1 protein-coding gene is annotated in these 500 nt (G+C 66.6%); it reads right to left on the reverse strand.

The features are described from left to right. On the reverse strand, positions 1 to 485 hold a 485-nt coding region (locus tag ACFQS7_RS31040), incomplete at its 3' end, for a succinylglutamate desuccinylase/aspartoacylase family protein (RefSeq protein WP_380071000.1). Positions 486 to 500: the final 15 nt, after the last annotated feature.

Raw genomic sequence — 500 nt, forward strand, 5'->3', positions numbered from 1 at the left:
GGATTGTCAAAGATCTGGCCGACGGGATACAGCTCCAGCATGGTCCGGACGGCCGGTACGCCCATTTCCCCGATATTGAATGCCGTGACCTCGAAGCCGGTCGTTCCCGTGTGGAAGTCGATCGCGTAGTCGGCGTTGGGGCGTAGCAGGCGGTTGAACACCAGGCCCGCGTGCCGGCTGGCCGCCGTGAGGCCGTTCTCGTTGCCCGGCCATTCGCGGTTCATGTCGATCAGATCGATGCCCCGGCCGGAATTGGGCCAACGGCGCTGCATGCTCTCCAATGCCGGGCGGGACACGTCCGTGACCGCCATCACCGTTCCCGACATCGCGGCCGGGTCGAGCTGGCTCATCACCGCCTGGACGGCATGGACCGAACTCATCTCATCGCCATGCACGCCGCTCACGAGAACGACGCGCTTGCCCGGCCGCACCCCGCGAGCGACCGTCACGGACACATGCCAGTGCTGCCCGGTGGGCGTCGCCACGCCGCGGAAATACAG

Origin of the sequence: Dankookia sp. GCM10030260 (assembly GCF_042666655.1) — a bacterium.
Classification (GTDB): domain Bacteria; phylum Pseudomonadota; class Alphaproteobacteria; order Acetobacterales; family Acetobacteraceae; genus Paracraurococcus.